The following is an 8645-nucleotide window of genomic DNA, read 5'->3' as shown; positions in this document are numbered from 1 at the left end:
CAGGTCCTTCGCGAGGCGCTTGCGCTCCGCGGCCACGTCGATCGTGCCGGAGAGGTCCAGCGCCACCTCGGCGCCCGCGACCGGGAGGGTCGCCGCTTCGTTGGCGGCACCACCTGCCGGAACAGCACCCATAACTCGTCCGGCATCAACCGCTCAACCAGATACGTCATGCACGGTTCAACGAACCATCACGCCATAAGAAACGACGTCTAAAGCGTGTTGCAGAAGGCCGTGATCAGGGCATTTCCCTTGTACGCGTGGGGTGTTGAGTGCTGATCTGTTGTGGGTGGAGACGTTCACGGGGCTGCGGATGAAGCAGTTCGAGCGGTTGCTGAAGGTGGTGCGGGAGCGCGGTGGCGACGGGCCGCGCCGGGCTCTGGCCACGGCACGGGCACCGGTCGAGCGCGGCGTCGCGCGTCTGAAAGCATGGCGGACCTTCCGCAGATCCCGATGCAGTCCAAACCGCATGACGCCCATCACGAAAGCTCTCCACACCCTGGAGCGACAACGCTGAAGAAGCTCACTGTTGCACCGGGCGGATCTCGACACGCGGCGGCGGACAGTCGTGCCCATGCCCTCCGGCAGCGTGCTGGACGCGGCGCCCCGAGCCGGTGGAGCGGTCGACGATCTGTGGTCCGACAGCGCTCATCCGCCCGTCCCGCACACCCGGGACGGCATCACCCGGGAGGACAGCGCGCCGGAGGGCATCGCCCTGCCGCCGCCCGGCCCCCGGACCGTGGTCCCCGGCCGGCACACCGACCTGTGGACGCCCACGGACTCAGGACGCGTGCACACCCTGCTGAGCCTTCCGGAGCCGACCGGCAGCAGCACACCGCCGCCCGCCGTGTTCCTGGTGCACGGCGGACCGGCCGACCACGACCGGGACGCCTACGACGCCACGGTGCACTCGCTCGTGGCCTCCGGCTACGCGGTGGTCCGCGTCAACTACCGCGGCTCCACCAGGTGCGGGCCGCGCTGGCGGCATGCGTTCCCCTCGGGAGTCGGCCACACCCAGGTCGACGACCTGGCCGCGGTACGGGCCGAGCTTGTGGCCCGGGGCCTGGTCGACGGTGCCGCGAGCACCCTGTGGGGTGTGTCCTGGGGCGCCTACCTGGTGCTGCTCGCCCTCGGCACCCGCCCCGGACTGTGGCAGGCCGGGATCGCCGTCAAGCCGGTGGCCGACTGGGCCGCGGCGCACGGGGCCACCACGTCGGCGCTGCGGGCCCTGGACGTCCGGCTGTTCGGCGGCACTCCGGACGAGGGGCCGGAACGTTACGCCGCCAGTTCACCCCTCACCTACGCGGCCACGGCCACGGCACCGCTCCTCGTGGTCGGCGCGACCCGTGACACCAAGTGCCCGCTCGGGCAGATCCGTACCTACCTCGCCGCGCTGGCCGCCGCCGACGTACCGCACGAGGCCATACGGCTCGACACCGGGCACGACGGCTACGACGGCGCGGCGCATGTCGCCGTCCTGCGCCGCGCCCTGCGGTTCCTGCGCGACCAGTTGCCCGACCCAGCGCTCCGGGCCCCGTACGTCCCCCGGCATCCGCGGGAGGACCCCGGCCTCGCTGAGGACACAGCGGGACCGGGCGTGCACAGCACCATCCCACTCACCGAAGGAGGAACACCGTGCAGAAGGACATCATCCACAACGACCCGCTCGCGGGCGACGAGGAGAACCGCAAGCCGGACATCGGCATCACCATCACCATCCCGTTCCGCGACGCGGACGAGGGCGGTGACGACGAGGAGTGAGCCACGGCCCGGCCGGGCTCCCCGGTTCCTCCCGCCCGTCTTCCACGCCGTCCCTCAAGGAGCCGACCGTGCGCGTTCTCCTGCTCAACATGCCCTGGTCGCCCATCGACCTGCCCTCCCTGGCCCTGGGCATCCTCAAACGCAGTGTCGACGAGCGCGTCGCGGGCGCGACCTGCGAGGTACTGCACGCCAACCTGGAGTTCACCGACTGGATCACCCGGCGCACCGAGTTCTCCGCTGAGGACTACGAGTACTACGCGCTGTCGTCGTACTTCCTCTGTTGCGGGGACTGGGTGTTCTCCAGCGCGCTGTACGACGCTCCGCACTGGAAGGACGCCGAGTTCACCGAGGTGGTGACCGGCAGGCTGCGCCGGGCCCGCTCGGCGGGTGGTCGACCTCGCGCCCGATGTCGTGGGGCTGACGTCCACGTTCCAGCGGAACACCGCCGTGCTGGCCGCGGCCCCGCACATCAAGCGGCTCGCCCCGCACATCGTGACGGTGATGGGCGGCGCCAACTGCGACGCCGAGCAGGGCGCGGCCGTCCACCGCAACTTCCCCTTCGTCGACTACGTCGTGCGCGGTGAGGGCGAGGACGCCTTCCCGCGGCTGCTCGACGCGCTGCGGGACGGATCGGGGGCGGCCGCGTTCGCCGAGATCCCGGGACTGTGCCATCGTGCCGGCGGCACCGGCACCGTCTCCACCGCCAACCCCATGCCGACCGGTCCGCTGCCTCCCGCGGCGACCCTGCCGCCCGACTACAGCGGCTACTGCGAGCGCCTCGCCGGGTCCGTCGCCGGCAACTGGGTGGAGCCGAAACTGGTGGTCGAGGGGCCCGCGGCTGCTGGTGGAGCGAGAAGGACCACTGCACGTTCTGCGGTCTGAACGGCTCGTTCATGCAGTTCCGCAGCAAGAGCCCCGACACCTTCCACCAGGAGATCATGGACCTGGCGGAGCGGCACCGCGTCCTGGACATGTACGTCGTCGACAACATCCTCGCCATGCGGTACCTGTTCACCGTGCTGCCCCGGATCATCGACAGCGGCTACGACCTGCGCATGCACATCGAGATCAAGGGGAACATGCGCCGCCCGCAGCTCCAGGTCCTCGCCGAAGCCGGGCTCATCTACGTCCAGCCGGGCATCGAGAGCCTCAAAAGCAGGGTGCTGGACCTCATGGACACCGGATCGCCATCGAGCGCTTCAGCCCCTGCTTCAACCGGCCCGAACTGGGCTTCACCGGACTGCGCCCGGAGGAGCACTACCTGTTCACGTACGACCTGCCCGAGGAGGAACTGCACGACCTGGCCTACGTCTTTCAGACACCCGAACGCGGCATCGGCAAGGACACGGTGACCCGGCTGAACGACGCCGTCACCGCGGGGAAGAAGCACCACACCGACGCGCGGCTCACCCACACCGACCTGGGGGACGAGATCGTCCTGGTCAGCCGGCGGCACTCCTTCGGCTGGCGGACCCTGCGCCTGACCGACCCGTTCGCCCTCGCGCTCTTCCGGTTTCTGGACCAGCCGCACTCCCCCGCCGCCCCGCACTGCAAGGCGACCTCGGCGCCCGCCTTCGCCGACCGCACCCCCGGGGACGTGCAGGCCCTGCTGGACGACTGGACGGACCTGGGCGTGACCTTCACCGACGCGGGCCAGTACGTCCACGTCGCGCCCGCCTCCGTCAACCAGGACCTGCTGCGCCTGGACTACATGCGTCACGTGCATGCCCGGCCCACCGCCGAAGAGGCCGACCGAGCCGACAAGACCGAGGAACCCGTCCGGTCGGCCCACAACACACCGGCCCTCCCCTGACCCACCGCGCCTCCCAGCCGCTGGCCTCTGGCCTCTGGCTCCGCCGTCCCACCAGCCCCGCAGCCGCCGGTCTCCGGTGTCCGCCGACCCATGAGCCCCGCGTCCGCCGGTCTCCGGGCACCCCTCTGCTCCTCCACACCTGCCGCCCCGCTCCGCCCCTCCGCTAACGACAAGGACCGGCCATGCCACCCAGCACACCGAGCCCGGCCGTCCAGGCCTGGCGCGACCACGACTCCCAGGCCCGCACGCTGCCGGGCATGTCCCTGGGCCGCGTCCCGCTCAGCGCGGATGCCGGCGACGCCGAACGACTGTGGGCCATGGGCACGCGGCGCGCCGAACTCGACGCGCCGGTCGACCTCGCCCTGACCGGGACGGCCGCCGCGCGGGCGGCGATCGACCGGCTCTGTCTGATCCGCGACCTGACGGCACGCGCCGTACAGGTCGACTGGGATCTGCGCCTGCCCCCGGCCCGGGCCGACCACCTGTGGAAGGTGCTGTCCCACCTGCAGCCGCCCCGCACCCTCACAGGCCTCGCCGACCCCGACGCCGACACCGCCCTGCACGCCTGGCGCACCCGCCACTTTCCCTGCAAACTGATCTGGCGTCAGGGGCCCGGCTTCCTCCAGATCCGGGATCGCCGCTGGGGCGATCTGCGCCGGTTCACCGCGGACGACCCCCGTTGTCCGGCGGCCGTCGCCCGACTCGACCGGGGCACCCCCACGAAGGACGTCCCCGCCGACATCCTCGAAGAACTCGACGCCGAACACCTGGTCCTGCGAGCGGACGACCTCGCCTGGTGGCTGCCGTACCGCGTCACCCGCTGGCTCCAGGAGGCGGTGGCCGTGTAGGTCTACGTCGAGGTGGATCTCCCCAGAGTCGGGTCACTCCGTCGGCATCGAGTCCGGGAGTCCCAACGCGGTTGACACCTGGCGCCAGATGGAGGTGAGGGCGCTGTCCAGGGTGACGGTCGGGTCGCGGAGCATGAGGCGGATGCCGTAGCCGTCGCTCAGGGACAGGACGAGGGTGCTGAGGTCGTCGACGTCGGTCGGTGTGAACTCGCCGGAGGCGATGCCACGCCGTACCGCTTCGGCCACCCAGGCGTGCAGCTGCGCGTACAGGTCGACGGCGAAGGTCCGGGTGGTCTCGTCGCGCAGGGCGCGGGCCCACAGTTCCTGCCACAGTCGCCAGTCCTGCCGCAGTTCGGGATCGGTCGGCAGCAGGCTGCGCAGGATGCGGGCCAGGATGACCGCCGCCGGCGCGGTCTCCGCGTCGCGTTCGAGGCCGACGGCGGTGTTGGCGAAGGAGTGGGTCATCGCCTCGGTGAAGAGTTTCTCGCGCGTGTCGAAGTGGTAGTGCAGCAGCGCCGTGGACACGCCGGCCCGCTCGGCGACCATGCGCATCCGGATCTTCTCGAAGCCGATCTCGGCGATGACCTCGCACGCCGCGGTCAGGATGCGCTCGCGTGTGTCTGCCGTGCGCACCTTCGTGGTCACGCTGCGGCTCCCCTCGCTCGATGGTCGTACGCCATGACCATTTTCCCTCATTGCGGCCTCGCCGGTGTCGCGGCCTCGGGCTGCGGTGGCGGTCCGTCGTACACGTGGAAGCCCCGTCCGGACTTCCGGCCCAGCAGGCCGGCCTCCACCATCCGGGAGAGCAGGGGTGGCGGTGAGTAGTGCGGTTCGCGGAACTCGGCGTACAAAGACTCGGCGATGGCGCGGGTGGTGTCCAGGCCGATCAGGTCCGTCAGGGCCAGCGGGCCCAGCGGGTGCGCACAACCGAGGACCATGCCGCGGTCGATGTCCTCGGCCGTCGCGGCGCCCGACTCCAGCATGCGGACGGCGGCCAGAAGGTAGGGGACGAGCAGAGCGTTGACGACGAATCCGGCCTTGTCCCGGGTCCGGACGACCTCCTTGCCGAGGACGCCTGTCACGAAGGTCTCCGCCCGTGCCGTGGTCGCGGGCGAGGTCAGCAGCGAGGGGACGAGTTCCACGAGCCGCAGGACCGGGACGGGGTTGAAGAAGTGCACGCCGACGACGCGGTCGGGGCGGGTGGTCGCGGTGGCGAGCCGGATGACCGGGATGGAGGAGGTGTTGGTCGCGAGGATGGTCCGGTCGCCGGTGATCACGGAGTCGAGGCGGGTGAAGACGTCGAGTTTGAGGCGCTCGTCCTCCGGTACCGCCTCGATCACCAGGTCGTGGTCGTGCAGGGCCTCGATCTGGTCGGCGACGGCGATCCTGGCCGCGGCGGCCTCGCGTCGTTCGGCGTCGAGCCTGCCGTGCGCCGTGGCCCGGTCGAGCGAGCGGGTGATGCGCCGCAGGCCGGCCCGGGCCGCTTCGGCATCGCGTTCGACGATCGTGACCGGCACGTCGGCGCGTGCGCAGACCTCGGCGATGCCGGCGCCCATCAGGCCGCAGCCGACGACCCCGACGCGCTCGATGTCGGTCATGCCTCTTCCTCTCCCATGGATGGTTCTCGGTCTCGGCGCCGCTCCCTGTCCCGTCGGCCGGGGCCGGCCCGCCGGCCGGGGCGCGCAGCGGCCCCGGCCCTGGGAGGAGCGCGTCATGCGACGGGCAGGTCAAGAACCCCCGTGCCCCGCTTGACCAGCTCGCCTGCGATGATCAGCCGCTGGATCTCGGACGTGCCCTCCCAGATGCGGTCCACGCGCAGTTCCCGGTAGAGCCGCTCGACGGCGTACGCGCGGTCGTAGCCGCGGCCGCCGTGGATCTGCAGGCAGCGGTCGATCACCCGGCCCGAGGCCTCGCTCGCCGAGAGCTTGGCGATGGCGGCCTTGGCGTGCAGGGTCTTGCGGTCGTCGGCCGAGGCCTGGTCGATCTCCCAGGCGACCTGGTGGGTGTAGGCCCGGTTGACCGCGATGTCGACGGCACAGTCGGCGAGCATGCCCTGGATCAGCTGGTACGACGCGATCGGCGCCCCGAACTGCTCCCGCTCCACGGCCCAGTCACGGGCCAGCTCCAGGGCCCGTTCGGCCGCCCCGGTGGTGCGTGCCGCGATCATCAGCCGCTCCTCGGTGAACCAGGAGCGCGTGATGTCGTAGCCCTCGCCGATGCCGCCGAGCACGGCGTCCTCCCCCACCTGGACGTCGGTGAAGGTGAACTCGGGGTGCTCGTAGACGAAGGTGTGCATGAAGCGCGGCACCCGCGTCATCTCGATGCCGGGGGTGTCCTTGTCGACGAGGAACAGCGTGGGCGCGCGGTCCGGGCCCGCCGCCGCGAGCACGATCATGAAGTCGGCGTGGTCGCCGACCGTCACGAACCACTTCTCGCCGTTGAGCACCCAGCCGTGGTCGTTCCTGGTGGCCGTGGTGGCCAGGTTCTGTGGGTCGGAGCCCGCGCCCGGCTCGGTGACGGCGTAGCAGTCGCGTCGCTCGCCCTTGATGACCGGGACGAGGAAACGCTCGCGCTGCTCGGGGGTGCAGAAGCGGAGCGCGTTGGCGGGGCGCCACACCATGTCCCACAGGGCGCCGGTGAGCCGTCCCAGTTCCTCCTGCACGGTGACCTGCTCGGCGATGGTGAGTCCGGCGCCGCCCCATTCGGCCGGCATGTTGACGGCCTGGAGCCCCGCGTCCAGGACGGCGTCGCGAATCTTGGCGTGGGCGCTCGCGGGGAGGCCGTTGTTCTCCTCGCACTGGATCTCGTAGGCGGCGATGACGTCGGTGAGGGCGCGTGCGTCGGCCTTGAGCTGCGCCTGGCGCTGGGTGAGGCGGAAGTCCATGGATGTCCTCGCTGTGCGGTGGTCGGGGGGTGGGCGGTTTCAGGGTGTGGGCGGGTGCCAGGAGGTTGGGCGGATTCCGTGCGTGGGCGGATGCCGTGCGGCGGCGGATGCCGGGGGCTTGGGCGGGCTCAGTGCGTGGGCAGGGCCAGGGCGTGGGTGCCGCGCTTGATCAGCTCGTTGGCGATGATGAGCCGCTGGATCTCGGAGGTGCCCTCCCAGATCCGGTCGACGCGCAGCTCGCGGTACATGCGCTCGACGGGATAGGTGCGGTCGTAGCCGCGGCCGCCGAAGATCTGCAGACAGCGGTCGGCGACCCGGCCGGCGGCCTCGCTGGCGGCGAGCTTGGCGGTGGAGGCCTTGGCGTGCAGCGTCTTGCGGTCGGTGCCCGGCTGGTCGGCCTCCCAGGCGACCTGGTGGGTGTAGGCCCGGTTGACCGCGATGTCGACGGCACAGTCGGCGAGCATGCCCTGGATCAGCTGGTACGACGCGATCGGCGCCCCGAACTGCTCCCGCTCCACCGCCCAGTCACGGGCCAGCCGCAGGGCGCGCTCGGCCGCGCCGACCGTGCGGGCCGCGATCATCAGGCGTTCGTCGGTGAACCACTCCTTGGTCAGCTCGTAGCCGTTGCCGACGCCGCCGAGGACGTCCTCGTCGGCCACGAAGACGTCGGTGAAGGTGAATTCGGGGTGCCCGTTGACGGCGGAGTGCATGAAGCGCGGCACCCGCGTCATCTCGACCCCGGGCGCGTTCTTGTCCACGAAGAACAGCGTGGGCAGCCGGTCCGGTCCGGCGTCCGCCTGCACCAGCAGGAAGTCGGCGATGTCGCCGCAGGTGACGAACCACTTCTCCCCGTTGAGCAGCCAGCCGCCGTCGGTGCGGGTGGCGGTGGAGGTTCCGGAGGACGGGTCCGAGCCGGCGCCCGGCTCGGTGACGGCGAACGCGTCGAACCTCTCCCCACGGATCACGGGCATCAGGTACTTCTCGCGTTGCCGCTCGTCGCCGTGGGCGAGGACGTTGGCAGGCCGCCAGGGGATGTCCCAGAGGCAGTTGGTGACCTTGCCGAACTCCTCCTCCACGATGACCTGGTCGAGGAGGCTGAGGCCGGCTCCGCCCCACTCGGCGGGCATGTTGATGGCGTAGACGCCGGCGTCCATGGCGGCCCGGGTCAGTTCGGTGACGAGCTGCTGCGGCAGGGGACCGCCGGCCTGCTCGGACTGGTCCTCGTAGCGCATGAGCAGGCGTGCGTAGTCGGCGGCACGGCGCTTCAGGTCGGCCTGTTCGGGGGTGTAGCGCATGTCCATGGGGGCCTCTTCGGTCGGGGGTAGGGCGTGCGGGGGCGGGG

6 protein-coding genes and 3 pseudogenes are annotated in these 8645 nt (G+C 71.2%); 5 read left to right on the top strand and 4 right to left on the bottom strand.

Annotated features, from left to right (window positions below; genetic code table 11):
- Nucleotides 1-262: 262 nt before the first annotated feature.
- From ABZ937_RS42530 to ABZ937_RS42510, 5 genes and pseudogenes are all read left to right on the top strand, one after another.
- A pseudogene (locus ABZ937_RS42530) lies at nt 263-367 on the top strand (IS5/IS1182 family transposase); the annotation flags it as partial.
- 3 nt (nt 368-370) lie between these two features.
- Nucleotides 371-514, top strand: a pseudogene (locus ABZ937_RS42525) (IS5/IS1182 family transposase); the annotation flags it as partial.
- Nucleotides 515-571: 57 nt separating this feature from the next.
- Entirely contained in the window at nt 572-1999 is a 1428-nt protein-coding gene (locus ABZ937_RS42520; protein ID WP_361701002.1) for an alpha/beta fold hydrolase, read from the top strand.
- A pseudogene (locus tag ABZ937_RS42515) lies at nt 1884-3571 on the top strand (RiPP maturation radical SAM C-methyltransferase). Before ABZ937_RS42520 ends, ABZ937_RS42515 begins: the two are co-directional and overlap by 116 nt.
- A 182-nt stretch (nt 3572-3753) precedes the next feature.
- Complete coding sequence (locus ABZ937_RS42510; protein WP_361700999.1) at nt 3754-4419, top strand: DUF5825 family protein; 666 nt, start codon at nt 3754-3756, stop codon at nt 4417-4419.
- 33 nt (nt 4420-4452) lie between these two features.
- Here the strand turns inward: ABZ937_RS42510 and ABZ937_RS42505 are convergent, their stop codons facing one another.
- From ABZ937_RS42505 to ABZ937_RS42490, 4 genes are all read right to left on the bottom strand, one after another.
- Nucleotides 4453-5064, bottom strand: a complete 612-nt coding sequence (locus ABZ937_RS42505) for a TetR/AcrR family transcriptional regulator (protein ID WP_361700997.1) — start codon at nt 5062-5064, stop codon at nt 4453-4455.
- Nucleotides 5065-5111: 47 nt separating this feature from the next.
- Entirely contained in the window at nt 5112-6017 is a 906-nt protein-coding gene (locus tag ABZ937_RS42500) for a 3-hydroxybutyryl-CoA dehydrogenase (protein WP_361700994.1), read from the bottom strand.
- A 113-nt stretch (nt 6018-6130) separates the two neighbouring features.
- Nucleotides 6131-7303, bottom strand: a complete 1173-nt coding sequence (locus tag ABZ937_RS42495) for an acyl-CoA dehydrogenase family protein (RefSeq protein WP_361700992.1) — start codon at nt 7301-7303, stop codon at nt 6131-6133.
- Between the two features lie 128 nt (nt 7304-7431).
- The coding region (locus tag ABZ937_RS42490) for an acyl-CoA dehydrogenase family protein (RefSeq protein ID WP_361700989.1) at nt 7432-8645 on the bottom strand (1214 nt) is incomplete at its 5' end.

This window comes from Streptomyces sp. NPDC046727, assembly GCF_040645635.1.
GTDB lineage: Bacteria > Actinomycetota > Actinomycetes > Streptomycetales > Streptomycetaceae > Streptomyces.
This window is presented reverse-complemented; position numbering and strand designations above follow the sequence as displayed.